The sequence below is a fragment of the Staphylococcus sp. GDY8P47P genome (assembly GCF_016892225.1).
In the GTDB taxonomy this organism is placed as follows: domain Bacteria; phylum Bacillota; class Bacilli; order Staphylococcales; family Staphylococcaceae; genus Staphylococcus; species Staphylococcus borealis.
Genome location: NZ_JAFENV010000018.1, coordinates 57,058 through 82,073, shown reverse-complemented (window position 1 = coordinate 82,073; position 25,016 = coordinate 57,058). Strand labels below are relative to the sequence as shown.

Sequence of the window (25,016 nt, the reverse complement as noted above, 5' to 3'; positions counted from 1 at the left end):
GCACCTCCTTAAATGATTTGGTTTTTATAAATTAAAGTACTTCTGGTGCTAATGAAACGATTTTCATGAAGTTGCCTTCACGTAATTCACGAGCAACAGGACCAAAGATACGAGTACCACGTGGGCCTTTGTCATCACGAATAATGACACATGCATTTTCATCAAACTTGATATAAGAACCATCATTACGACGAACGCCTGATTTAGTTCTAACGACAACAGCTTTGACTACGTCACCTTTTTTAACAACGCCACCTGGTGTTGCATTTTTAACAGTACATACGATAACATCGCCGATGTTCGCTGTTTTGCGACCAGATCCACCTAATACTTTAATTGTAAGAACTTCACGAGCACCAGAGTTGTCTGCTACTTTTAAACGAGTTTCTTGTTGGATCATTAGTTAAACCTCCCTTATCTCTAATCTTGTATTAAATAATTACTGACTCTTCAACAATTTCTACTAAACGAAAACGTTTTGATGCTGATAAAGGACGAGTTTCTTGAATTTTAACAATGTCTCCTAATTTAGCTGAATTGTTTTCATCATGAGTTTTGTATTTTTTAGAGTATTTTACACGTTTACCGTATAATTTGTGTGTTTTGTAAGTTTCAACTAATACAGTGATAGTTTTGTCCATTTTATCTGAAACAACTTTACCTACATAAACTTTACGATCGTTTCTTTCACTCACTTTTGTAACCTCCTCTTTCGAATGTTTTATTGATTAGCTTTACTTTCTTCGATTTCTCTTTCACGAGCAACAGTTTTTAGACGTGCAATCGTTTTTCTAACTGTACGAATACGTGCAGTTTCCTCTAATTGACCTGTAGCTAACTGAAAGCGTAGGTTAAAAAGCTCTTCTTTTGAAGATTTGATTTGTTCTTCGATTTCTGAAGTGGTTAAGTCTCTAATTTCCTTAGCTTTCATTTGTTTCACCACCCAATTCTTCACGTTTTACAAACTTAGTTTTTACTGGAAGTTTGTGACTTGCTAAACGTAATGCTTCACGAGCAACTTCTTCTGATACGCCTGCAACCTCGAATAAAATTCTACCTGGTTTTACAACAGCGATCCAGCCTTCAACGGCACCTTTACCAGCACCCATACGTACTTCTAAAGGTTTTTTAGTATATGGTGTATGAGGGAAGATTTTAATCCAAACTTTCCCGCCACGTTTCATGTAACGTGTCATAGCAATACGAGCAGATTCGATTTGACGAGAAGTGATCCAAGATGTTGTAGTAGCTTGTAATCCATACTCACCAAATGTTACATAGTTACCGCCTTTAGAACGACCAGTTGTTTTAGGACGATGTTGACGACGATATTTAACACGTTTTGGTAGTAACATTATTATTTTCCTCCTTCACTAGTATTCTTAGTAGGAAGAACTTCACCACGATAAATCCATACTTTAACACCTAATTTACCGTAAGTAGTGTCTGCTTCAGCATGTGCATAATCGATGTCAGCACGTAAAGTATGAAGTGGAACAGTTCCTTCTGAATATTGTTCAGCACGAGCAATGTCAGCTCCGCCTAAACGACCTGATACTTGAGTTTTGATACCTTTAGCACCAAGTTTCATAGCTCTTGAAATAGCTTGTTTTTGTACACGACGGAATGAAGCACGGTTTTCTAATTGACGTGCAATATTCTCAGCAACTAAACGAGCATCGATATCAATTTTCTTGATTTCGATAACGTTGATGTGTACTTTTTTATCAGTTAAGTTGTTTAATTTATTACGAAGTTTTTCAATTTCAGATCCGCCTTTACCAATTACCATACCTGGTTTACCAGTGTGAATGGCAATGTTAATACGGTTAGCAGCACGTTCGATTTCAACGTGAGAAACTGATGCTTCTTTTAATTCGTTATCAATGAATTTACGGATTCTTAAATCTTCGTGTAATAGTGAAGCGAAATCTTTTTCAGCATACCATTTTGCTTCCCAGTCACGGATGATACCGACACGAAGTCCGATAGGATTAATTTTTTGACCCACAGTGTTCCCTCCTTAAATAGTTATTAAGCTTCTTTAGCTTCTTCTTTACCGTCACTTACGACGATTGTAATGTGGCTTGTACGTTTATTGATAGCACTTGCACGACCTTGTGCACGTGGACGGAAACGTTTTAAAGTTGGTCCTTCATTTGCATATGCTTCTTTAACTACTAATTCATCAGTGTTCATGTCATAGTTATGTTCAGCATTTGCTAAAGCGGACATTAATACTTTTTCAATTACTGGTGATGAAGCTTTGTTAGTTAATTTTAAAATAGCAATAGCTTCTCCAGCATTTTTACCTCTAATTAAGTCAAGAACTAATCTTACTTTACGAGGTGCGATTCTGATTGTTCTAGCAACCGCTTTTGCTTCCATTAGGATTTCCTCCTCTACTTCTATTTATTATCTTCTAGTTTTTTTATCGTCTGCAGCATGTCCTTTAAATGTACGAGTTGGAGCAAATTCACCTAATTTGTGACCTACCATATCTTCAGTTACATAAACAGGTACATGTTTACGACCATCGTATACTGCAAAAGTATGACCGATGAAATTTGGGAAAATTGTAGAACGACGAGACCATGTTTTGATTACTTGTTTCTTTTCACTTCCGTCTTGAGCTTCTACTTTTTTCATTAAATGATCATCGACGAAAGGTCCTTTTTTAATACTACGAGCCATTTGGGCGCCTCCCTTCTTATTGTGTGCGTGCAGCAATTAAGCCGCACACCCAAATAAGTTGTTATTATTTTTTCTTACGTCCACGAACGATAAGTTTGTCTGATGATTTTTTACCACGACGAGTTTTCTTACCAAGTGTTGGTTTACCCCATGGTGACATTGGAGATGGTCTACCGATTGGAGCACGACCTTCACCACCACCGTGTGGGTGATCGTTAGGGTTCATTACTGAACCACGAACTGTTGGACGGATACCTTTCCATCTAGAACGTCCAGCTTTACCAACATTAACTAATTCATGTTGTAAGTTACCAACTTGTCCAATTGTAGCACGGCAAGTTGATAAGATCATACGAACTTCACCAGAACGTAATCTGATTAATACGTATTTACCTTCTTTACCAAGTACTTGTGAACTTGCACCCGCTGAACGAGCTAATTGTCCACCTTTACCAGGTTTTAATTCGATATTGTGAATTACAGTACCAACAGGAATGTTTTGTAAAGGTAATGCGTTACCAACTTTAATGTCGGCATCTGCACCACTTTCAACTTCTTGGCCTACTTGTAATCCTTTTGGAGCAATAATATAACGTTTTTCACCATCAGCATATACTAATAAAGCAATGTTAGCTGAACGGTTTGGATCATATTGGATTGAATCAACTTTTGCAGTGATTCCATCTTTGTTACGTTTGAAATCGATAACACGGTATTGACGTTTGTGTCCTCCACCATGGTGACGAACTGTCAATTTACCTTGGTTGTTACGACCCGCTTTTTTCGGTAGCGGTTGTAATAATGACTTTTCAGGAGTTGATTTCGTGATTTCAGCGAAATCTAAACTAGTCATATTACGACGACCATTTGTAATTGGCTTATATTTTTTAAGAGCCATTGTCGCTTACCTCCTTAATGGTAACTTTTATTTTATTGTTTAGTTGAATAAGTCAATTGAACCTTCTTTTAAAGTAACAATCGCTTTTCTTCTTTTGTTTGTATAGCCTTGGTAACGGCCCATACGTTTTTTCTTAGGTTTGTAGTTGATGATGTTTACATTTGCAACTTTAACGTCGAAAATTTCTTCAACTGCAATTTTAACTTGTGTTTTATTAGCACGAGTATCTACGTCAAAAGTGTATTTATCTTCAGCCATTGCTTCAGAAGATTTTTCAGTGATTACGGGGCGCTTAAGAACATCTCTTGCTTCCATTATCCGAGCACCTCCTCAACTTTTTTCGCAGCTGATTCAGTAATAATAACACTGTCAGCGCTAGTGATATCTAATACGTTTAATCCTTGTGCAGTACTAACTTGTACGCCAGGGATGTTACGAGCAGATAATTCAACGTTTACGTCTTCGCTATCAGTAACTACTAACACTTTTTTAGGTTGTTCAAGTGTAGTTAATACGTTTTTGAATTCTTTTGTTTTTGGAGCTTCAAAACCAAAATTATCAACGATAGTGAAGTTGTTTTCTTTCACTTTGAAAGATAATGCAGAACGTAATGCTAAACGACGCATTTTCTTAGGCATTTTGTATGCATAACTTCTTGGTGTTGGACCGAATACGATACCACCACCGCGCCATTGTGGGGCACGAATAGTACCTTGACGTGCACGTCCTGTACCTTTTTGTCTCCATGGTTTACGTCCGCCACCACGTACAGCAGAACGATTTTTAACTGCGTGAGTTCCTTGTCGTAATGAAGCACGTTGTAAATTAATTGCTTCGAAAAGAACACTGTTATTTGGTTCAATAGCGAATACTGAATCGCTTAATTCAACAGAACCTGATTTAGATCCGTCTACTTTTAAAACATCATAATTAGCCATTATGCTTTTCCTCCTTTCGCTACTTATTATTTATTACCTTTTTTAATTGAAGTTTGGATTTCTAAGAAACCTTTTTTAGGTCCAGGTACGTTACCTTTTACTAAAATTACATTGTTATCTGTATCAACTTGAACTACTTCTAAGTTTTGAACAGTAACTGTGTTTCCACCCATACGTCCAGGCATTTTTTGGCCTTTGAATACTCTTGATGCATCTGAAGCCATACCTACTGAACCTGGTGCTCTGTGGAAATGAGAACCGTGAGCCATTGGTCCACGTGCTTGGCCATGACGTTTAATTGCACCTTGGAAACCTTTACCTTTTGAAGTTCCAGTTACATCAATAATGTCTCCTGCTTCAAAAGTATCTACTGTGACTTCTTGACCTACTTCGTATTCATCAACATTAACGTTTCTGAATTCACGAATGAAGCGCTTAGGTGCTGTGCCTGCTTTCTTAGCGTGACCTTCAGCTGGTTTATTTGCATATTTATTTGATTTAGCATCTTTTTTATATGCTTTTTTGTCTTCAAAACCTACTTGGATAGCATTGTAGCCATCTACTTCTTCAGTTTTCTTTTGTAATACTACGTTTTGACTTGCTTCTACTACTGTTACTGGGATTAATTCACCGTTTTCTCCGAATACTTGTGTCATCCCAATTTTTCTTCCTAAGATTCCTTTGGTCATCGAAAGTCCACCTCCTAAAATTTTCTATTATAATTTAATTTCGATGTCTACACCAGATGGTAAGTTTAATCCCATTAGGGCATCAACTGTTTTTGGTGTTGGGTTAACAATATCGATTAAACGTTTATGTGTACGTTGTTCGAATTGTTCACGTGAATCTTTGTACTTATGCACCGCACGGATAATTGTGTAAACTGATTTTTCAGTTGGTAACGGAATTGGTCCAGAAACTTCTGCACCAGAACGTTTTGCAGTTTCAACAATTTTCTCTGCTGATTGATCAATCACACGGTGATCGTAAGCTTTTAATCTGATTCTGATTTTTTGTTTTGCCATAATTTTCCCTCCTTATTCGTCTACATTTAAGTGATAGACTTCTCCACGAAAACTATCTCACACAACGCCATGGCAAAGCGGCCGGGTGTGTCAGTAACCTTTCGCTTCATCGCTTTCATCAAGTCCAACATTAGATATGTTACAGGAAAAACATTGATAAATCAAGGCTTTTCTATAACTTTTTGTACTTTGTCTAACACATACCTAAGTATTGTACTTTAAATAGATGAGGACATCAACCATTTTAGGTAAATTTTTTCCCTTTTTTTGTTTTTACTTTATAATATAGGTAATTGTTGTTATGAATTTTGATTTCTTCTATATAATAGTAGAAATTTGAATTTGTTTCTTTTATTTACATCCGGAGGTGAATGTTTTGAAGAAAGGTACTAAAACTGCGCTTGCAATTATAAGCGTCGTCTTATTAATTTGTGAATTTTTCTATGGTATACCATTTCTAGGTGGAAGCTTTATTTTAGGCTTCGGTTGGCAACCCTTATTAGTCAATGCCTTTTTATATCTTATACTAGCCCTTATTCTATTAATAGATACTCAAAATGCTATTAAGCCAATGTCTATCATTCCTATTATAGGTATTGTTGGTTCTTTTATCGCATTTATTCCTATTATTGGTATGTTTGTCCATTGGATTCTATTCTTCCTAATGGTTTTCTTTATTTTCGTTGTTTTAAACGCACCTAACTACGTTCGTAATAAAGATGCTAAAGTCGTTTACACACAATATAAAGATGATCAATCCAAGAAATAGTAATTTAAAACATACTATACTTAGATTAGCTGTGAAGAGATCTATGACTGTATATTTCTTCACAGCTATTTTTATATAGGTATTGATATCAAACCCTATCAATCTGGTAACACTTATTATAGGGATACTATTAATAAGCGGGGAAATAAAAAAGCTAGACAATCATTATTTTGGATAGTGATGAATATTATCCTAGACCAGCGTAACTACGATAATCATGTCGTCGATTATTATTACAAACTAAAAAAGCAGCCTAATGAGTAATCTCAAAAGACTGCCGTCGTCGCTTGTATAAATCGACTTTTAAAAACGATTCATTATCTGATAATGAATTAAAAATCGTACGATTATTAAATGTCCCCACATTAGCCAAACGTACAATCAAATACAGTTTAACATCTTATTCAAAAAATAAATTAAAACGACTAGTTAAGTAATGCTTAACTAATCGTAGGAAAGAAGTGGGACGGATTCTTTTAATTTCATCGGGAGCGGGACAGAATTCNNCACCCCCGCAAGGATGACTAGAACTGAAAAAAGCTTGATTTAAGCGCATTTTCAGTTCAGTCAGCTACTGCGAATTTGCAAAATAGCTTCATTATATTATTTATGTCCCGGACTCAGGAAAGAAGTGAGACGGATTCTTTTAATTTCATCGTCCGCCCTAGCTTGCTTAACTTGTAGAATTAAATAATGAATTTCTCTTTGCTAGAGTCCCGCTCTCAAGGTTGACTAGAACTGAAAAAGTTTAATTTAAGCGTTTTTCAGTTCAGTCAACTACTACTAATTTGCAAAGTAGCATTATCTTATTATTTTGTTAAAGCCCTTTATGACAATTTAGCCGTGTACAAAGATGAAGTATAGAATGAATAGTACCATTAAGAAATACATAATTGGATGTACTTCTTTATGTTTTTTTGTAATGATCATTGTAATTGGATAGAATATGAATCCACAAGCAATACCAGTTGCAATTGAATATGATAGTGGCATCATAATAATTGTTATAAATGCTGGCACTGCGACTTCAAATTTCTTCCAGTTAATTTCTGCAAAATTCGCAGCCATTAAAATACCAACCACTACTAATGCAGGTGTTGTTACTGCACTTGTAACAATTTCAATTAACGGACTGAAGAATAATGCTAACAAGAAACAGAATCCAGTTACTATACTTGCAAACCCTGTTCTTGCTCCAACCGCTACACCTGACGTTGATTCGATGTAAGACGTTGTAGTTGTTGTACCAAAGATCGCGCCCACAATAGTTGCGAGTGAATCGGCAAATAACGCTCTACCTGCTCTAGGTAATTTGTTTTCCTTCATAATACCCGCTTGAGTTGCTACAGCCACCAATGTTCCTGCTGTATCAAAAAAGTCTATAAAGAAGAATGTTAAAATAACAATTAAAAATTGAATCGTAAATAATTGGCCTGGATCTTTAAATGCTTCAAAGGCTGCACCAAATGTTGGTGTAATGCTAGGTATTTTACCTACTATGCCTGAAGGTGTATGTATTAATCCTGTTATCATTCCAACGATAGCAGTTATAATCATACCAATAAAAATTGAGCCTGGTACTTTTCTAGCGTATAAAATAATTGTTATCGCGATACCAAAGATTGCTAATAATACAGGACCTTTAGTTAAATGTCCTAATGTAACTAATGTAGAATCATTTTTTACAATAATACCAGCACTTTGTAAACCTACAAAAGTAATAAATAATCCAATCCCAGCAGATACTGCCATTTTCATTTGATACGGAATAGCATTAATAATTATTTCTCGAAGACCGGTTGCAGTTAGAATTGCAAAGAATATTCCTGAGAATAGTACCCCTGTTAAACCTATTTGCCAAGGAATACCCATCGTTAATACTACCGTAAATGCGAAGAATGCATTAAGTCCCATCCCTGGTGCAAGTGCAATCGGATATTTCGCAATCAGTCCCATAAATAAAGAACCCACAAATGCTGCTAAAGCTGTTGCCACAAAAATAGCACCTTGATCCATTTTCATGTCGCCTGATACACCTTTAACACCTGCTAAACTTAATACTTGAGGATTTACAGCTAAAATGTATGCCATTGATAAGAAAGTTGTGATACCACCGATGATCTCTTTCTTATAGTTAGTATCATACTCGTCGAATTGAAAGTATTTTTTCACGGCTTTAAACTCCTTTAATTGAAATACTTTAATATTTTAATATTACTTGCCGAAAAACACAATACTAAAAACGAACTTTTCCGATATTTAACTTAATTAAGTTCGATTTTAAACTATAATTTTAGATTTTTCAGTGCATCTTTAAACGGGTTATTCTCAAGTGACTCCTCTTTATTCATATATTTTTTCATTTCTTTTTTAGATACTTTGCCACTCGTTTTATTTTTGAACCTTTTATCCATTTGTTCTTGCGTTTCTGTATGACCACAAACACATCGATATACTGCATCCTTCCCTCTACCAAATAATGTCATTTTCTTTTTACAATTTGGACAACGTGCATTGGTTTTGCGTTGTACGTTCTTTTTAGTTTTGCAAGCAGGATCTTGGCACACTAACATTTGTCCATTTTTAGTTTTAACTTTAATCATAAATTTCCCACAGGTAGGACATTCTGTTGTCGTTAAATTATCATGCTTGTATTTTTGCTCACTGCTTTTAATATTATTTACAATAGCTTGCGTAAATGACTTCATTTCGTCAATAAAGCGTCGTGAATTGTACTTACCTTTTTCAATTTGCATTAACTTCTCTTCCCACTCAGCCGTCAACAATGGAGATGTTAATTCTTGTGGCGCAAGCTCTAGAATTTGTTTTCCTTTAGGTGTAACTTTAATCTTGCCATCTCTAGATTCAATGGCATTGATATTAAATAGCTTCTCGATGATATCAGCACGCGTCGCAACTGTGCCAATCCCACCAGTTTGCTTCAATGTATTAGCGTGTTTCTTCTCTTTAAGTTGAATATAGTTTTGCGGATTCTCCATCGCTTTTAACAGTGAACCTTCATTAAAGTATTCTGGAGGCGTTGTTTCATGTTCATTAACCTTGATATTGTTAAGATAATAACTTTCTCCCTTTTTAAAAGAAGCACCCTTAACCACATCATTATTACTCATTTTAAGTGCTTTGTAGCCTAATTGACGTGTAATCTTTTCATTTAAAACGAATGTATGTTTACCAACGCTAACATTTACTTTAATTGCTTCATATTCATGTGGCGACATTAACGATTCCAAGAATCTTTCAGCCACCATCATATATATCTTGCTTTCTCTATTGCTTAAACGTTCCATATCAGGACGCACTTCTGTTGGAATAATCGCGTGATGATCTGACACCTTTTGATTATTAAAAATGCGCATTTTACGTGAGTATGATTGTCCTATTAGGGGTCTTACTTGTGCTTTATAATCAGTAGCTAGTAATGCTTGTAATCGTTCTTTAATCGTATCAACCATATCATCAGTTAAATAATTAGAATCTGTACGTGGATATGTGAGTACTTTATGACGCTCATATAAATTTTGAATGGTATTAAGTGTTTCTTTAGGTCCCATTTTGTATCGTTGATATGCTTCTTGTTGCAAATCCGTTAAATTATAAAGTGGTTTAGGATAGCTTTTTTTGAGTTTCTTATCAACGCTATCAACGCTACCTTCTGCATGTTTAACTTCATTTGCAATTTGCATGACATCTTCTTTAGTCATATGGTGACGATCCGTTGCTAATTGGAAGGTTAATCCAGCTATTTCACTAGACAACGTATAATATTTCTTGGGCTTAAAATGATTAATTGCTTGTTGTCTAGCATTGACCAATTGTATCGTTGGCGTTTGAACGCGGCCTAATGATAATTGCGCATCATATTTTGTTGTGAGCGCACGTGTAGCATTGATACCTACAATCCAATCCGCTTCACTTCTAGCTAATGCTGCTTCATAAAGATGTTGAAATTGTCGACCATCTTTCAAATTTTTAAAACCATCACGTATGGCTTTCTTAGTTACAGAACTAATCCACAAACGTTTAATTGGCTTTTTATTATGAACTTTATCTAATATAAGACGTGCTACAAGTTCCCCTTCTCTTCCAGCATCAGTTGCGATGACAATCTCTTTAACATTCTTATCTAATATAAGTGATTTCACAGTTTTAAATTGTTTACTCGTCTTACCAATGACGACCGTATGCATTTGTTTAGGAATAATAGGTAAATCTTCAAGTTTCCATTCTTTAAATGCTTTATCATAATGTTCAGGTTGCGCGTTAGTAACTAAATGTCCTAACGCCCATGTAACAATATAATGCTCATTTTCAATATAACCATTGCGCTTTCCTTTTATATTCATAGCTTCAGCAATATCTCTAGCTACGGATGGCTTCTCAGCTAAAATTAATGATTTCATAGAACTTTCCTTTCGATAAAAGATCTCTCAGTTAATGTTTTTGATAATAATACAATTGTAACACGATAGACAATAGTCCAAACTTTCAATTACTAATAAATAAATTTATAATTAATTTAACAAATTGATATTGAAATGGAGGTACGCTATGGACATTATTAAAGTAAGCAACCTGAACCAAATCATATCTTTTATTAATGCATCATCAGACAAAATTGCGTCTTATATATATAAACTTCATTCGTCTAATGATGATGTAGAACAGTTGCTCAATGCATCTATCAATACGACAGGTGTTTTCTGTTTAATAGAAGATGACTCAATTGTCGCACTCATCACTGGAATATTATATGAAGAAGATAAGTACAAAGTTATTGGACCATTCGTTAAAACAGATTTTGATTTTACAGAGGCACATTTTATTTCTTTATTTTCGGCATTAAGAGATGAACAATCTGCTAATGCAACATTTAACTTCTCTTATAATGATTGCACACAAAATTCAAAACCTTTAATGAAGACGATTCATGCAAATTATAACTTTACGGATTATTACTTAAACGTCTATCAATCACTTAATGAACCAGATGCTGAAATGAACATCATTGAATATCAGCCGGGATTTCAACGTGCTTTTAGTAAATTACATGCGCAGACATTTAGGCATAATGCTTTAACACCAAAAGAAATTGTAAATACTTTAGATGAATATAATCGTTTATTCCTATTTGTAAGTGAAGGCTTACTTAAAGGTTATCTTTATTTACAAATCGATAGTCCATCTTCGCTAGCTGAAATAAGATATTTTAGTTCACATACTGATTATCGTCTAAAAGGAATCGCATTTGATTTACTATCGTACGCAATACATTATGCCTTTGAACACTATGCAGTGAATAAAGTTTATTTTAAAATACGAAGTAAAAATGCTGCCTTAGTTGAACGATTTAATGAATTAGGATTTGAAATTGAAAGTGAATATACTAAATATAAAATTGATCCAAGTCAATTACATCATTAAGCTTATATGAAAGCGTAAGAAAGAACGAAATTTCTAAATGAAATCACTGTTCCTTTCCTATGCTTTTCTATTTTCAATACGATTGTATTTGAGCGTTTACATTTTAAAATGAATATTTTTCAGATAAAATGTTCACGAGTGTTATAGGAAGGAAGCACTTTTAAGTAATTAAATAAGGAGAGTGTCAGTATAATGCAGTTTATAGATATACTTATCGCATTATTACCAGCCCTATTTTGGGGGAGTGTTGTTTTAATTAATGTCTATGTAGGTGGCGGACCCTACAACCAAATTAGAGGTACGACATTAGGTGCACTAATTGTCGGTTTCATATTACTCTTAATTGGTAAAGCAGAATTTGATAATTTAACAGTCATTATCGTTGGCTTAATTTCAGGTGCGTTATGGGCATTTGGACAAGGTAATCAATTACGTTCAATCAGTTTAATCGGTGTTTCTAAAACAATGCCAATATCAACTGGTATGCAATTAGTTGGTACGACATTATTTAGTGCTATTTTTCTTGGTGAATGGAGTACCGGTGTTCAAGTCACGCTAGGAATTATCGCAATGATTCTATTAGTTACAGGTATCGCATTAACCTCATTACGTGGTAAGAACGAAGGTCAATCTAATGATCCAGAATTTAAGAAAGCAATGTTAATACTTATCATTTCAACAGTGGGTTATGTTGGATATGTCGTAATTGCCGATATCTTTGGTGTCAGTGGTACGGATGCATTATTCTTCCAATCAATTGGTATGGCTATTGGTGGTTTCTTACTATCAATGAAACATGAAACCAATATTAAATCTACTGCGCTTAACTTAATCCCTGGTGTTGTATGGGCTGTAGGTAACTTATTCATGTTCTATTCACAACCTAAAGTTGGTGTTGCAACAAGTTTCTCATTATCACAATTACTTGTTATCGTATCAACATTAGGCGGTATTTTCTTATTAGGCGAGAAAAAAGACAAACGTCAAATGATTGGTATTTGGTCTGGTATCGTTCTAATTGTCATTGCCGCATTTATACTAGGAAATCTTAAATAGTTTGATTAATACTAAGGAGGAGTCAGATTGTTTTCAGATTTAGAAGGCAAAGTTATTATTATAACTGGTGCCGGAAGTGGCATTGGTAAATCGTTTGCTGAGAATTTTGGTAAAGCAAAAGCAAAAGTCATTTTAAATTATCGCTCAGATCGTCATTTAGACGAAATTGAAGCAGTCAAGCATATCATTCATGATGCTGGTGGACAAGCCATTGCAGTTCAAGCGGATGTAGCCGTTGAAGAAGAGGTACAACAATTAGTACAAGCTGCGGTTAATGAATTTGGTACGTTAGACATTATGATTAATAATGCTGGCTTTGAAAAACCAATTCCATCACATAAAATGTCTGTTGAAGAATGGCAAAAAGTGATAGACATTAATTTGACTGGGGCCTTTATAGGATCCAGAGAAGCTGTTAATCAGTTCTTAAAAGAAGATAAAAAAGGCATTATCATCAATACATCAAGTGTACATGATACTATACCTTGGCCTAACTATGTTAACTATGCTGCTAGTAAAGGCGGTTTGAAATTAATGATGGAAACAATGTCGATGGAATATGCACAACACGGTATTCGTATCAATAATATTTCTCCAGGTGCAATCGTTACTGAACATACTAAGGAAAAATTTTCTGATCCAGATACACGCGCAGAAACATTGGAAATGATTCCAGCTAAAGAAATAGGTGAAGCACAAGATGTTGCTAATGTTGCTTTATTCTTAGCTTCAGATTTAGCTAAATATATACATGGTACTACAATTTACGTTGATGGTGGTATGACGAACTACCCTGCCTTCATGGGTGGTAAAGGGTAAGTTTTATATGCTAATCATAAAAAGAGGCTGGGACATAAATAATATAATGAAGCTAGTTTGCAAATTCGCAGTAGCTGACTGAACTGAGAAGGCGCTTAAATCAAGCTTTTNNTCATCCTTGCGGGCGGGGCCCCAACAAAGAGAATTTCATTAAGAAATTCTACAAGCAAAGCAAGTTGGGAGTGGGACGACGAATTCAAATGAATTCTGTCCCGCTCCCTTTTTCATATTTATATTACTTTATTATACAAATAGTGCCTGATAAATATAAAGAATGGTAATACTTATAACGATTGAAATATTCGTTACCATACCAACTAAAGGTAATGTTTTATATTTAAATTGAATAGAATATGGAATAATCGCTACACCTACAGGCAGTAGCCAAGCAATAAGCAATGTCGCCTTAATCATTTCATCTGAAACAGGTAATAAGAAATGAACGAGTAGTCCGGCTATTAAGCCTAAACCATAATGTGCTAATAAATATTTAATCGCAATGGGTAAGAAATGGCGTTCTATCTTGAAGTTAAGCATAACACCTAATAAAATCATTGAAAGTGGCATGTTCGCTTTAGAGATAATTGTGAAAAAATCAATTGACACCTTTGGTAAATGAATATTTAGCATGTTCAAAGTAAACATAATGATATATGTGACAAGCGGAACGGATGTAATCAGTTTCTTACCTAGATATTTAAAATCGAACTGATCTCCGCCTTGACTAAAATAGCTACCAACAAAATAAGTTACGCCAAACATAATAATTGCGCCACCTATATCAGCCATACCAAAATAAATCATACCGTTCTTTGGCCAGATTGTATCAACAAGCGGATAAGCAAATAATCCAATGTTAAGTGATGCAGTCATCATCCCTACTGTACCTTTTATATGGTTATTATGTCTGTTAAATAGCCATAAAACAGTTATCTTAGCAAGCACACCATATGCAATCATCATGATAGGTAATATTGAAAATGAAAAATCTAATGCTGCACTGTTAAGATTAACAATAACTAAAGAAGGTAGTGTGACATTAAGTACTAGCGTTGATAACACTTGACTATCTGCTGCTTTCAAAAAGTTTATACGTTTCAATAGATATCCTAGCGCGATTAAAAGAATGATCATTATAAACTGCTCTGTCACGGTAGTTCCTTCCTTCTACTAAAACATTTTATTACAGTTAAATACTTTAACATAATTTACATCATTTTTAGAAGTGTCTTGTTTCATGCTATAATTCAATGTGATTATTAAATTTTGATGTTAAAGGGGTTTGAGACTAATGGATTTAGAATCACAATTAGATGAATTAAAATATGATTATATTCGATTACAAAATGACCTCGAGAAGCGAGAATCTCTAAATCAAACGATAGATCCTCTCGTTAAGCAATTAGAAGACATCGAATTACAAATTGCTGACATACGTGCTAAATTACGTCAGAAATAACGATTGTCTTGATTTAGACCAATTTAGGATTAATTTGTTGCCCTAGCGCTTTCTGTAGTAATCATCTAAACTAAGAATAGTCATACTTGGGCACCTTTCCAATCCATTAAGTAATTGCCAATTTGTAATAAATTGTATATTATTTTCAGACAAATCATATAAGTTGTAATTAGAAAGGAAGACAACAGGTGAAACTCTACTTATTATTATTACCCGTTTTATATCTCATTGTTAGTTATATAAGTATTTTCAAAATGCATTCTATATTTATTCGTATTTTACGCATTATCATGGGTGTGTTATTACTATTTGTATTAGCCTTAACAACACTACAATTTCCAGCTGAAAACTGGTGGGTCTTTGTTGTATTAGCCCTTCTTGTCGGTAATGTTGAAGTAACTGCATTCAAAGCTTTAAAACATGATGCTAAAGCTATTTCAATTCTGAATATCCTATCAGTTATTTTATTTGTAATTTATATCATTTTAATTTTTGTAATGTACTAAACCATTCTTTATAAGATTAAAAGAAGCCTAAGGCATCAATCAATGTCTTAGGCTTCTTTTTACATATTAGCAGTAGTTGGCTATATGTTTTATTTACGTGTTATTTTATTTTTTAAAGTGAAGAGGATTTCATAGATGACAGGTACTACAATTAAAGTAAGCAGTGTAGACGAAATTAATCCTCCAATAACAGTTGCTGCCATACCTTTTGATATTAATATTGAACTGTCTTGACCAAATAATAATGGTAACAATGCGCCAATAGTGGCAATGGCTGTCATCAGAATTGGTCTAATACGCGTACTTCCCGCTTCTAGCAATGCTTCTTTCATAGACATACCTTCTTGCTCATTTGTAATCACACGATCTATTAACACAATAGCATTGGTTACAACGATACCTATTAACATTAACATACCTATTAAACTTGGCACTGAAATTGTTTCACCCGTAATGAGTAATGCTAATACGACACCGATAACTGTAAATGGTAGTGAGAACAGTATTGTGAATGGCGCTAAGCCACCTTTAAATGTGATAACTAATACGAGATAAACAATGACGATAGCTACTAACATCGCAAATGCCAATTGGCTTATTGCTTGATTAATATCATCTGTTGCACCACCAACGTTGATTTTAACGTTATCTGGTTTGTCTATCTTATTAATTTTATTCATGACTTTACTTGAAACGCCACCAACGTCAGAATCTGTGATTTTACCAGATACTGTTGTTGCATAATCTCCGTCTTCTTGCACGAGTTTACTTGGTGTTGTTGTACGCTCAAGGTTCGCGATTTCTTTCAGTTGAACTGTTTCACCAGTTGGTGATTTTAATTCCATATTCTTCAATTTATCTTTAGACCAATCTGTCTGTTTGTTTTGTTTAACTTTGACGTCTACTTTATTACCATTTTCTTTAACTGTGGTAATCGTTTTTTCTGGTAAATTCTCATTTAAATTCAATGCTAGTTGACCAGCTGAGATACCTTTTTCAGTTGCTTTATTTTGATCAACTTTAATTTCATATTGATCATACGTTTGCGATAAATCTGATTTTACATTAGTTATACCGCTAACAGATTTCATTTCTTTCTCTACTTTGGCAACGGTATCTTTGATTGCATTCGTTGAAGGTCCTTTTACAGTAACTTCAACCGAATCATTTCCAGAACCAGTACCCATGTCTTGATTTTTCCATTCACCAGGTTGATTCATCTTAGATAAATGTGAAATCACTTTATCAGGTTCTTCTTCAAAGTCAGGTGTGTCTTTATCATATTCAACCATAATCGCCATACTATTCGTGCTACCAGTTGGATCTGCAGGCGAAGGTCCTCCCACAGAATATTGCACAGTTTTCACTTTATCTTTCGATTGCAAATAGGCTTGCGCTTGTTTTGCATGATTCAACACAGCTTTTTCAGTTTCACCAGGTTTAGGTGTATAAGTTACAGCTAGGAATTTATCGTCACCAGTCGAAATATAGCTTGTACCTAATTTTGAGCCGCCTAGTGCAATGCTTCCAATTAGGATAACAACACTAATAATTAAAACAATCCACTTATGATTTAAAGACCAGCCAAGGATTTTACGGTAGCCCCTACTTATGACGCCACGACTTTCTTCATTTTGACTATTCGAATGCGCCTTTAACTTAATTCCTTTTTTGAAAAATGTAGAAGCTAATGCAGGTACCACAGTAATAGATACAAGTAATGATGCTAACAAACTAAAGGCGATTGCTAAAGCGAAAGGTCTAAACATTTCACCTACTGAGCCTGATACAAATGCAAGTGGTAAGAATACGATTATCGTAACAATTGTAGAAGATAAAATAGGTTTAAAAACTTCTCTCGTTGCACTGATTACTAAATGGTCTCCAGACAATGCTTCTTTTGGATCTGACAATCGTCGATAAATATTTTCAACAACAACGATTGAGTCATCTATCACACGACCAATTGCGATTGTTAATGCACCTAGCGTCAAAATATTTAAAGATACATCGCTTAATTTTAATGCAATGAGTGCGATTAAAATAGAAAGCGGTATAGAAACTATTGATATAGCCGTTGTTCTAATATTTCTCAAGAATAATAGGATAACAATAATTGCGACAATAGTTCCTAATGCTGCTTTTTCGACCATAGTATAAAGTGAATCTTCGATTGGCTTAGCAGTATCCATAGTCTTAGTCGCTTTAATGTCATCATTGTTTTTCACAAAGTCATCAATTTTCTTTTGTGCATCTTTAGCAACTTGAACCGTATTAGCATCTTGTGCCTTCATAATTTGGACATTGACCGCATCTTTCCCGTTCGTCTTAGAAATTGATTCACGTTCATCTCCAACAGTAATGTTTGCTAAGTCACTTAACGGTATGCTTGGCATTTCACCACTAGACGCTTGAGATTGATTGTTCATTTGAGATTGAGCGCTTGACGATGATGCGCTGTCTCCAGTGCTACGCATCTCATTACCAGATTGGTCATCACTACTACTTGCTTGGCTTTGACCGCTTATTGTTAATGGGATTTCTAAGTTTTTAAGAGCATTGACGGATTTGAATTGACCATCAATGACGATTGATTTTTCATTTTTGCCAAATTGAAATAATCCTAGAGGTGTTTCACGTGTTGCTGTTTTGATGTAATTCTCTACGTCATCAGCTGTTAATCCAGCTTCATCTAGTTTATTTTGTTTAAATTTTAATGTTACTTGTCTTGTAGTTTGACCATTAAGTTGCGCATTTTGTACGCCATCAACGGTTTGTAATTTAGGGATAAGTTGTGTATTAATTTCTTTTGTCGTCGCTTTGAGATCATTATTTTTATTAGTAAATGAATACGCTACGATTGGGAATGCATCCATAGAATTTCGTGTTAATTCTGGTTCACTTACACCGTCTTTGAAGTCTAACTTATCTATTTCTTTCTTTAAGACTTCTTCCGCTTTATCCATATCCGTATCATTGTCATATTCAACGGTTACTATAGAGGCATTTTGTATTGACTGCGTTTTCACACTTTTTACATATGCGAGTGAGCGCACTTGGTCATCAATTTTGGAACTGATCTCATCTTGGGTTGTTTGAGGTGTCGCACCCGGCATTGTGGTTTGTACAGATATGACTGGATTTTCAACATCTGGCAGTAACTCGAGTTTTAATTTAGCACTAGCATATACACCTCCTAGGATAACTAATACAACCATCAAGAATATTGCAAATTTATTTCCTAACGAGAACGTTAGCATTTTCTTAATCACTTCTGGTTTTCCCCCATTCTTATATCTTAAAAAATCATCCATTCATCCATTTTAGCCATCCCTATTATCCTAAAAAAATCTGAACGTCACAATATTAGTTGTGTAATCGTTCAGATTAAATTCTAATAATAAATAAACTATTTACCTTTTAATTTACGAGAAATTTTAATTTTAGCTTTAGTTAAACGTGGTTTAACTTGTTCAATTAATTGATAAAGTGGTTGATTTAATACATAATCAAATTCACCTATTTTTTCACTTAGATACGTACCCCATACACGTTTAAACGCCCAAAGACCATAATGTTCAGAATCTTTATCTGGGTTATTATCCGTTCCTCCAAAGTCATAAGTTGTCGCACCATGTTCACGTGCAAATTTCATCATTTCAAATTGCATATGATGGTTAGGTAAGAAGTCACGGTAATCATTCGATGACGCACCATATAAATAATATGATTTTGATCCTGCAAACATTAACAATGCACCAGATAAATAAATTCCATTAGGATGTTTTGCTAATAAGTCAGTCATATCGTCTTTTCTTTCAATAGATTTTTGAATTTTAGCTTCGACATCATTGAGTTTATTCTGCGTCTTTTTATCTTGCTTTCTTTCATATTTGTCTTGTAGTTGTGCTTTTTCGTTGTCCAGTTCTTGAAGTTCTTTATCAATGTCCTCTAAGACAGGCTTTGGTTCCAACTTAACAAGGAATAATTCAGCATCTCCATCTTCATGCAGAGAGTCATAAATATTTTGGAAATAACTTATATCTCTTGTTAAAAAGCCATCACGTTCTCCTGTTACCTTCATTAATTCCGCAAAAGTTTTAAGTCCTTCACGATTTGAACGTTCTACTTTCGTACCTCGTTTTAGAGCAAGACGTACTTTTGAACGATTTCGTCGATCAAAACTTTGGATTATTTCTTCATCTGTTTTATCAATTGGCGTGATCATTGTCATTCGTGGTTGAATGTAGTCTTTAGATAAACCTTCTTTAAACCCTTTATGTTTAAATCCTAATGCATTTAAATTTTTAAGTGCATCTATACCTTTATCGACTTCAACATCTGGATCAATTTTAATAGCATAGGCTTTTTCTGCTTTAGCTACTTTTTTAGTTTCGGCTAATAACTGTTCCAAGGCAGCTTTATCACTATAATCTGTTACGAATCCACGAGAAACATAACATAGCGTGAATGGTAGTTTAGGTATCTTCTTAAATAATAATTGACCTACACCTTTAATTTCACCATCTTCGCCCACTGCCACACGCTTTGAATACCATCCTGTTAGTCGTTTTGTTTCTGCCCATTTCGTTAGTTGCAGCAAATCGCCATTAGGATGAGCTTTCACAAACGCATCATGCTCTTGGTTAGTGATATTCATCTTTTCCATGCTATAAAAACTCCTTTTTCTTTACATTAATTATAATTATACAATGTCATGATTTGAGTGTCGACAAACTCGCCGTCCGATTCAAATATTATTTCATGATTTTAAATTTTTGATATACTGTATAGACTTAAAATACTAATATTTCTTAAAAAGAGGGTTATTATGCGAAATTTAATATTAATACTATTTGTTATTTTAAACTTGATAGCTATTGTTGTTACGATGACTCAACCTTTAACTATTTCATATTTTAGTTTAAGAGTAATGTTCGTTGGATTGTCGTTTGTACTTACTATCTTTTTCTTATTATTACAAACGTCAAAAATAACTGCATACCTCAGTATACTCTCTTTAATACTTTCAATCGTGCACATCGGATTGATTGCACATAGTACTTATATTTACCTATATTAATCTTCTGGTTCAAAGCGATATTTAGCACCTTTTGTAATAATTGAGTACGGTGCAGTCGTTTCGCTATCTTTAAATACGACTGTATTATACCCCGACGTTTTCGCATCTTGTATGCGGTATATAATGTGATCTGTCGTTAATTGTACATCCGTGTAATAATCGCCTTCTTCAAGAATAGTCATATCAAACCATTTTTGCCATTTTGAAAGTGTTTTTGCACGCTTTTCACTATCTATAATAATTTTATAGATTTTGAATTGTTTTTGAAAAAGCGGTTCTAATTTCTGATTGTGTTTAACTTCTTTTTCTGCCCATTCAATAAAGAATGGCGGTTTTACCATGTAATCAGGATCTGCAATGTACAGTAGTTTCCATCTTACTTTGTCACCTTTTTTATTCTCTCTATGCATATCTATAGGTCCAATTGTTTCAATGCCACGACCTTCTAATGTTTGCTTCAATTGTTCTATATTTGAGGTTCTTAAAGCAATTGTCTTAAAACCTTGTTGGAAGTGGTCTTGAACAATTTTAGTCGCAAATGCAACGCGACCTTCTTCTGTTTTTGACTCTTTAGTTAGTTTTTCTTTGTCTTCTACATCTATCAATTCAATATAATTTTCATTTATATAAGATAAACGATTAAATGTTCCAAATTTATGATGTTTACCACCCGAGCTAATTTTTAAGATTTCCCCTGGGTATTTAAAGTTCTTTAGGTTATCAACATAATGAATAATATGGTCAAATCTTAGTTCCATTGATCGTATTCCCCTTTAATTATTCGACTTGCATCTATCTTATCAAACTTCTTATCTGATTACTTCTTTTATTCATACAACTTATTAATAAAGTATTGCAATTTTTTTAAATAAGTCATATAATAATTTTTGTTCAAAAAATAGTTAGCAAAGCTAACTTGTTTGGAAGGAGTATATTATGTTAACAAATGAATTTTTTAACAGTTTCATCGGTTTATATCGCCCATATATTAAACGGACGCAACCGATACTCGATCGATTCGATTTACACCCTGGGCAATGGTTAATATTAAGAGATATTGCCAGTACTTCTCCGACGACACTAGTTCATATTTCTAAACGTCGTTTTATAGAGAAACCTACGACACGTAAGATTATTAAAATTTTGTCTGAGAAAGAATTGCTAGTTATAAAACCAAGTAAGCAAGATAAACGTGAGAAATTATTAAGTCTCTCTGATAAAGGACAGGCACTATACGAAGAAGTTTATCGTGAGATTCTACCAGTTCAACAAGCGCTTATTAAGCATGCTGGATTATCAAAGGAAGATCTTGAAAGTGTCATAACAGTAATGAATAAACTTCATCTTGCGTTGGCAGAGGAGGAAGCAGAATGACACAAAACATAAATGCAAAACAACCCATCTTCACGAAAAGCTTTACAGTTAATTTCTCAATCAACTTTTTCGTGTATTTATGCATGTATCTTTTATTAGTCATTATTGCTGACTATAGTAAGACAACTTATCATGCCTCAGATAGTCTAGCCGGACTCGTAGTAGGATTGTTTATTATCGGTTCTTTAATAGGAAGATTTGGTACTGGTAAATATGTTAATAAATTTGGTCCTAAAAAAATATTAATCACTGGATTACTATTGCTTCTTATAACACAATTACTTTATTTTATACCCGGATCAATTACATTTTTAATGTTCGTACGTTTAATAAATGGCATTGCAACGGCTATTGCGACTACAGCAACTGGCACGATAGCTGCACATGTTACACCAGTTGAACGTAAGAGTGAAGGTATTAGCTTATTTTCTCTGAGTTTAGTACTTGGAACAGCTATAGGTCCTTTCTTCGGCATCTTATTATTAAAATCATTTTCTATCAATTTATTATTTACGATATGTGTCGTGTTAGGCCTTATTAGTTTAATTATTTCTTTATTTATTAAAATTGATTTCGATGCCGTTCATAATAAAACGGATGCTAAAGTAGCTCAAGCGTCTGGTTTCAACATTCACAACTTTATTGCTAAAGAAGCAGTACCTGTATCTATTGTTATGATGGTTATTGCATTAAACTATGCTTCCATACTCACTTTCCTAAAATTCTTTGCAGAGCAACGTCATTTATTAGAAGCATCCAGTTATTTCTTTATTTGTTATGCCATCGCTTCTTTAATTACACGTCCAATTGCAGGACGTATGATTGATGCACGTACTGAAAATGTTGTTGTTTATCCAGCATTTATCGCTCTAATCATTACCTTTGTCTTATTAGTATTCAGTTATAATGGCTGGATGTTATTACTTGCTGGTGTCTTTCTAGGTATTGGCTATGGCAATTTATCGTCATCAATGCAAGCAATTGCCATTAAAGTGTCACCTACGAGTAAATATGGTATCGCAACATCAACCTACTTTATTGGTTTAGATATAGGTATTGGATTCGGACCATCTTTATTAGGTTTATTTACAGGTTTCATTAGCTATACAGAAGTTTATATTATTATGGCTATTGTCGCTGCACTTAGCATTGTACTTTACTTTTTTGTTCATGGTAGAAAAGTCAAAATACAATATCAATAAATATAAAGCGCTAGGAAATCATTAAAACGTTTCCTAGCGCTTATTATAATCTATTAATTAGCAATACTAATTGCTTCGATTTCAGATTTCATTTTATCTAATAATTTCTGTTGTGTTGCGTTGAAGAAATAAAAAACTTGTCGCTCATCTGTTTCAGAGCGTAATTTAGAAATCAATTCTTTCTTATAAATTTTACGTATAATCACGTCAATTTTGCTTGTATCCCATAACATTTCAAAATGCAACGTATCGCGTAATTCTTTACCGCTAATTTTTTTACCTTCATAAACTTTAAATAAAACTACAAATTCCTCAATGGAAATTTTATACGATGATTTTAACCAATGTTTTAATTGGCTTAATTCTCTCTCTGCTGCAATAAAGCGTTGTACTTTTTCTGTTGCCATAATTAAAGACCTCCAATGTTGATTCTAAGATGTAATTATTGCTTTAAAAAATTAATTTTCCTTAACAAAATTATATAACACATACACAATTTAATCTATTACAAATTTTATTTGTTTTCTGATTAGTGTTTAATACAAAATCAGTTATACATATACTCAGTGCTATTATGACATTCCTATACTTTAATCATAGGTATTATATTAAATAATGATTTACTTTAAATGAAAACTGTTAATTGAATTTATATTCTAAAAGAACGGGAGCGAAACAGAATTCTTTTTAAATTCTGCGCCACTCCCATTCTTAATTTAACCACCAATGTAGTTCATATTAATTTTCTTGCGTTGACGATTTTTAACGGTTTGTTCAGTACGTTCATCTGAATATCGATCGTCACGAATGTTCCATAAGCTTATTAATTGTTCTCTTAATTCATCATCCGTAACACCTGAACGAATAAATGATTTAATATCAAAGCCTTCAACAGTACTAAATAGGCACCCATAAAATTTACCATCCGATGATAAACGTGCTCTCGTACACGTAGAACAAAATGAAGCTGAGACACTTGTGATTAAACCAAATTGAGCACCATTATCTTTATGTCTATAGTACTTTGCGACTTCCCCAAAATATTTAGGAGGGACTGGTTCAATATCAAAATGCGCTTCAATCATATCTAGCATTTCATTTTTGGTCACAACTTTACTGAAGTCCCAACCATTATCATTACCAACATCCATGAACTCGATAAATCTAATTTCAACATCTTTATCTTTAAAGTAATCGACCATTGGGATGATTTGATCATCGTTTACACCCTTTTGGATTACAACGTTTACCTTAACATGGAAACCAATAGATACTGCATAATCAATTTGATCTAGAATAGTAGTAGCTTTAATATTACGATTATTGATAGCTTGGAACACTTCATTATCAATAGCATCTAAGCTAACATTAATACGTCTTAAGCCCGCATCATATAATTTTTGACCATGCTTTTTCAACAAGAGTCCGTTCGTCGTCATACCGATATCTTCAATACCATCAATGTTGTTTAACTCAGCAATTAATTGATATAAATTGCGTCTAAGCAATGGTTCTCCACCCGTTATACGCAATTTTTTCACGCCAAGTTCTGCATAAACACGCGCAATTCTCACCATCTCTTCAAACGTTAATAACTCATCTTTAGGTAGGAACACGTAGTCATCACCGAAGATTTCCTTAGGCATACAATAGTCACATCTAAAATTGCAACGATCAGTTACAGAAATACGTAAATCGCGAATAGGTCGACCTAATTTATCTTTGATTTGTGCAACCATACATGACCCCTC

At 34.0% G+C, this 25,016-nt stretch carries 29 protein-coding genes and 1 pseudogene; 10 read left to right on the top strand and 20 right to left on the bottom strand.

Annotation, left to right across the window (positions count from 1 at the left end; all coding sequences use genetic code 11):
• Window positions 1-31: 31 nt before the first annotated feature.
• From rplN to rpsJ, 12 genes are all read right to left on the bottom strand, one after another.
• Window positions 32-400: a 50S ribosomal protein L14 gene (gene rplN / locus JVV30_RS08430; RefSeq protein ID WP_002466492.1), complete on the bottom strand. Its 369-nt coding sequence runs from the start codon at window positions 398-400 to the stop codon at window positions 32-34.
• A gap of 31 nt (window positions 401-431) precedes the next feature.
• Window positions 432-695 carry a 30S ribosomal protein S17 gene (gene rpsQ, locus JVV30_RS08425; protein ID WP_011275131.1) on the bottom strand — a complete coding sequence of 88 codons (264 nt, stop codon included), beginning with the start codon at window positions 693-695 and terminating at the stop codon, window positions 432-434.
• 26 nt (window positions 696-721) lie between these two features.
• Window positions 722-931 (bottom strand): 50S ribosomal protein L29, encoded by a 210-nt coding sequence (gene rpmC, locus JVV30_RS08420; protein ID WP_011275130.1) that lies wholly within the window; start codon window positions 929-931, stop codon window positions 722-724.
• A complete protein-coding gene (rplP, locus tag JVV30_RS08415) occupies window positions 921-1,355 on the bottom strand; it encodes a 50S ribosomal protein L16 (RefSeq protein ID WP_002432945.1) in 435 nt (144 codons plus the stop codon). The genes rpmC and rplP overlap by 11 nt, the downstream gene beginning before the upstream one ends.
• Window positions 1,356-1,357: 2 nt before the next feature.
• A complete protein-coding gene (gene rpsC, locus JVV30_RS08410; RefSeq protein ID WP_011275129.1) occupies window positions 1,358-2,011 on the bottom strand; it encodes a 30S ribosomal protein S3 in 654 nt (217 codons plus the stop codon).
• A 23-nt stretch (window positions 2,012-2,034) separates the two neighbouring features.
• A complete protein-coding gene (gene rplV, locus JVV30_RS08405) occupies window positions 2,035-2,388 on the bottom strand; it encodes a 50S ribosomal protein L22 (protein WP_001829734.1) in 354 nt (117 codons plus the stop codon).
• Window positions 2,389-2,415: 27 nt separating this feature from the next.
• Window positions 2,416-2,694, bottom strand: a complete 279-nt coding sequence (gene rpsS, locus JVV30_RS08400) for a 30S ribosomal protein S19 (protein ID WP_001829710.1) — start codon at window positions 2,692-2,694, stop codon at window positions 2,416-2,418.
• Window positions 2,695-2,758: 64 nt separating this feature from the next.
• Complete coding sequence (rplB, locus tag JVV30_RS08395; RefSeq protein ID WP_053028554.1) at window positions 2,759-3,592, bottom strand: 50S ribosomal protein L2; 834 nt, start codon at window positions 3,590-3,592, stop codon at window positions 2,759-2,761.
• Between the two features lie 39 nt (window positions 3,593-3,631).
• The gene (gene rplW / locus JVV30_RS08390) at window positions 3,632-3,907 is read right to left on the bottom strand and encodes a 50S ribosomal protein L23 (protein WP_011275127.1); all 276 of its coding nucleotides are present in this window, start codon (window positions 3,905-3,907) and stop codon (window positions 3,632-3,634) included.
• Window positions 3,907-4,530, bottom strand: a complete 624-nt coding sequence (gene rplD, locus JVV30_RS08385) for a 50S ribosomal protein L4 (RefSeq protein ID WP_011275126.1) — start codon at window positions 4,528-4,530, stop codon at window positions 3,907-3,909. The genes rplW and rplD overlap by 1 nt, the downstream gene beginning before the upstream one ends.
• A 26-nt stretch (window positions 4,531-4,556) precedes the next feature.
• On the bottom strand, window positions 4,557-5,219 hold the full coding sequence (rplC, locus tag JVV30_RS08380; protein WP_053028556.1) for a 50S ribosomal protein L3: 663 nt from the start codon (window positions 5,217-5,219) through the stop codon (window positions 4,557-4,559).
• A gap of 27 nt (window positions 5,220-5,246) precedes the next feature.
• Window positions 5,247-5,555, bottom strand: a complete 309-nt coding sequence (rpsJ, locus tag JVV30_RS08375) for a 30S ribosomal protein S10 (RefSeq protein ID WP_015900978.1) — start codon at window positions 5,553-5,555, stop codon at window positions 5,247-5,249.
• A 376-nt stretch (window positions 5,556-5,931) separates the two neighbouring features.
• Between rpsJ and JVV30_RS08370 the strand changes: the two genes are divergently transcribed.
• Entirely contained in the window at window positions 5,932-6,324 is a 393-nt protein-coding gene (locus JVV30_RS08370) for a hypothetical protein (protein ID WP_204193975.1), read from the top strand.
• A gap of 72 nt (window positions 6,325-6,396) precedes the next feature.
• A pseudogene (locus JVV30_RS08365) lies at window positions 6,397-6,660 on the top strand (transposase); the annotation flags it as partial.
• Between the two features lie 501 nt (window positions 6,661-7,161).
• Here JVV30_RS08365 and JVV30_RS08360 read toward each other — a convergent pair.
• Both JVV30_RS08360 and JVV30_RS08355 read right to left on the bottom strand, forming a co-directional pair.
• The gene (locus tag JVV30_RS08360; RefSeq protein ID WP_053028558.1) at window positions 7,162-8,496 is read right to left on the bottom strand and encodes an NCS2 family permease; all 1,335 of its coding nucleotides are present in this window, start codon (window positions 8,494-8,496) and stop codon (window positions 7,162-7,164) included.
• A gap of 113 nt (window positions 8,497-8,609) precedes the next feature.
• A complete protein-coding gene (locus JVV30_RS08355) occupies window positions 8,610-10,745 on the bottom strand; it encodes a DNA topoisomerase III (RefSeq protein ID WP_204193973.1) in 2,136 nt (711 codons plus the stop codon).
• A gap of 148 nt (window positions 10,746-10,893) precedes the next feature.
• Between JVV30_RS08355 and JVV30_RS08350 the strand changes: the two genes are divergently transcribed.
• The 3 genes from JVV30_RS08350 (at window position 10,894) to JVV30_RS08340 (ending at window position 13,641) form a co-directional block, all read left to right on the top strand.
• Window positions 10,894-11,766 (top strand): GNAT family N-acetyltransferase, encoded by an 873-nt coding sequence (locus JVV30_RS08350; RefSeq protein ID WP_070855275.1) that lies wholly within the window; start codon window positions 10,894-10,896, stop codon window positions 11,764-11,766.
• A 192-nt stretch (window positions 11,767-11,958) separates the two neighbouring features.
• The gene (locus tag JVV30_RS08345) at window positions 11,959-12,822 is read left to right on the top strand and encodes a GRP family sugar transporter (protein WP_053028561.1); all 864 of its coding nucleotides are present in this window, start codon (window positions 11,959-11,961) and stop codon (window positions 12,820-12,822) included.
• 27 nt (window positions 12,823-12,849) lie between these two features.
• On the top strand, window positions 12,850-13,641 hold the full coding sequence (locus tag JVV30_RS08340) for a glucose 1-dehydrogenase (protein ID WP_070855276.1): 792 nt from the start codon (window positions 12,850-12,852) through the stop codon (window positions 13,639-13,641).
• A 243-nt stretch (window positions 13,642-13,884) separates the two neighbouring features.
• Here JVV30_RS08340 and JVV30_RS08335 read toward each other — a convergent pair whose 3' ends face one another.
• Entirely contained in the window at window positions 13,885-14,793 is a 909-nt protein-coding gene (locus JVV30_RS08335) for an AEC family transporter (protein WP_204193970.1), read from the bottom strand.
• Between the two features lie 139 nt (window positions 14,794-14,932).
• Here JVV30_RS08335 and JVV30_RS08330 point away from each other — a divergent pair, with 139 nt between their 5' ends.
• Together JVV30_RS08330 and mspA are read left to right on the top strand one after the other, a co-directional pair.
• Complete coding sequence (locus JVV30_RS08330; protein ID WP_176747962.1) at window positions 14,933-15,100, top strand: SE1832 family protein; 168 nt, start codon at window positions 14,933-14,935, stop codon at window positions 15,098-15,100.
• 188 nt (window positions 15,101-15,288) lie between these two features.
• A complete protein-coding gene (gene mspA / locus JVV30_RS08325; RefSeq protein ID WP_070855278.1) occupies window positions 15,289-15,606 on the top strand; it encodes a membrane stabilizing protein MspA in 318 nt (105 codons plus the stop codon).
• Between the two features lie 89 nt (window positions 15,607-15,695).
• On the opposite strand, the gene JVV30_RS08320 is transcribed toward mspA, so the two are convergent.
• Together JVV30_RS08320 and JVV30_RS08315 are read right to left on the bottom strand one after the other, a co-directional pair.
• Window positions 15,696-18,878: an efflux RND transporter permease subunit gene (locus JVV30_RS08320; protein ID WP_204193968.1), complete on the bottom strand. Its 3,183-nt coding sequence runs from the start codon at window positions 18,876-18,878 to the stop codon at window positions 15,696-15,698.
• A gap of 137 nt (window positions 18,879-19,015) precedes the next feature.
• Window positions 19,016-20,275 carry a lipid II:glycine glycyltransferase FemX gene (locus JVV30_RS08315; RefSeq protein ID WP_070855280.1) on the bottom strand — a complete coding sequence of 420 codons (1,260 nt, stop codon included), beginning with the start codon at window positions 20,273-20,275 and terminating at the stop codon, window positions 19,016-19,018.
• Between the two features lie 162 nt (window positions 20,276-20,437).
• On the opposite strand from JVV30_RS08315, the gene JVV30_RS13285 reads away from it, so the two are divergent.
• Window positions 20,438-20,689, top strand: a complete 252-nt coding sequence (locus JVV30_RS13285; protein ID WP_080365498.1) for a hypothetical protein — start codon at window positions 20,438-20,440, stop codon at window positions 20,687-20,689.
• On the opposite strand, the gene JVV30_RS08310 is transcribed toward JVV30_RS13285, so the two are convergent.
• Window positions 20,686-21,447, bottom strand: a complete 762-nt coding sequence (locus JVV30_RS08310) for a VOC family protein (RefSeq protein ID WP_070855281.1) — start codon at window positions 21,445-21,447, stop codon at window positions 20,686-20,688. The two genes, JVV30_RS13285 and JVV30_RS08310, sit on opposite strands and share 4 nt — an antisense overlap.
• 178 nt (window positions 21,448-21,625) lie before the next feature.
• Between JVV30_RS08310 and JVV30_RS08305 the strand changes: the two genes are divergently transcribed.
• Complete coding sequence (locus tag JVV30_RS08305) at window positions 21,626-22,063, top strand: MarR family winged helix-turn-helix transcriptional regulator (protein WP_053028568.1); 438 nt, start codon at window positions 21,626-21,628, stop codon at window positions 22,061-22,063.
• Window positions 22,060-23,265 (top strand): MFS transporter, encoded by a 1,206-nt coding sequence (locus JVV30_RS08300; RefSeq protein ID WP_070855282.1) that lies wholly within the window; start codon window positions 22,060-22,062, stop codon window positions 23,263-23,265. Before JVV30_RS08305 ends, JVV30_RS08300 begins: the two co-directional genes overlap by 4 nt.
• A 53-nt stretch (window positions 23,266-23,318) precedes the next feature.
• On the opposite strand, the gene JVV30_RS08295 is transcribed toward JVV30_RS08300, so the two are convergent.
• Both JVV30_RS08295 and moaA read right to left on the bottom strand, forming a co-directional pair.
• A complete protein-coding gene (locus JVV30_RS08295; protein WP_053028570.1) occupies window positions 23,319-23,672 on the bottom strand; it encodes a SarA family transcriptional regulator in 354 nt (117 codons plus the stop codon).
• Window positions 23,673-23,981: 309 nt separating this feature from the next.
• Complete coding sequence (gene moaA, locus JVV30_RS08290) at window positions 23,982-25,004, bottom strand: GTP 3',8-cyclase MoaA (RefSeq protein WP_070855283.1); 1,023 nt, start codon at window positions 25,002-25,004, stop codon at window positions 23,982-23,984.
• Window positions 25,005-25,016 lie beyond the last annotated feature (12 nt).